The organism is Micromonospora sp. NPDC003776 (assembly GCF_053605645.1).
Genome location: NZ_JBSGJR010001003.1, coordinates 1 through 1,040, shown reverse-complemented (window position 1 = coordinate 1,040; position 1,040 = coordinate 1). Strand labels below are relative to the sequence as shown.

1 protein-coding gene is annotated in these 1,040 nt (G+C 73.8%); it reads right to left on the bottom strand.

Features of this window, described 5'->3' with window-relative positions:
* Positions 1-991: MFS transporter (locus tag ACWEVO_RS37080; RefSeq protein ID WP_452312033.1), on the bottom strand; the 991-nt coding region annotated here is incomplete at its 3' end.
* Between the last annotated feature and the right edge of the window lie 49 nt (positions 992-1,040).

The window sequence follows — 1,040 nt, the reverse complement described above, 5'->3', positions numbered from 1 at the left end:
CGAGGAGCACGGCGCCCGACGCCCACCCGCCGAAGCCGTCCGTGCCGGCGATCACCGCGAGCGCGCCGGCCTGGGTGAGCATCCCGACCACGATGAGCGGCTTGCGGCCGACCCGGTCGGAGAGCGGACCGGTGACGAGTTGACCGAGCCCCCACACGGCGGGGTAGAGAGCCGCCAGCAGACCGATCCGGGGCAGGGAGAGCCCGGCGGCGGCGAAGAGCACCGGGAACAGCCCCCAGGCGAGGCCGTCGTTGAGGTTGTTCACCAGGCCCGCCTGGCTGGCCGAGCTGAGCGCCGGTTCCCGCCAGCTGACCAGCCCCAGGACCTGCCGGGTGGTGAGGCCACCGTGGTGGCCGCTCCCCTGGTGGTTGGCCGCCTCGTGGTGGGCGTGGCCGCGGGACTCCCGGACCAGCAGCGCGGACAGGCCGAGACCCACCGCGACGTAGGCGGCGCCGAGCAGGAACGGCGCGGGACGCAGGCCGTAGTGCGCGGCAAGGGCGCCGGTGGCCAGGGCGGTGACCGCCACCGCGAGGTAGCCGGCGGCCTCGTTCAGCCCCATGGCGAGGCCGCGCCGGTACGGCCCGACCAGGTCGATCTTCATGATCACGGTGGTGGACCAGGCCAGGCCCTGGTTGACGCCGAGCAGCACGTTGGCGGCGACCACCCAGCCCCAGCTCGGCGCCCAGATGAGCAGCAGCGGCACCGGGATCGCCGCCAGCCAGCCGGCCAGCAGCACCGGTTTGCGGCCGTACCGGTCGGAGAGGGTGCCGGCGAAGAAGTTGGTGACCGCCTTGGTCGCGCCGAAGGCGAGGATGTACGTCAGGGCGGCGGTGTACGCCGTCAGGTGGAACTCCCGCTCGCCGAGCAGCGGCAGCACGGTGCGCTCGGTACCGAGCACCCCGCCGACCAGGGCGTTGACCGCGACGAGCAGGAGGAACTGGGCCGCGTTCGCGCGCAGCCCCAGCCTCGGCGCTTCGGTGGTCGCTGTCATCTCTTCTCCAGACAGACGGCGGGTGACCGGGGCGCTGTGCCCCGGTCAC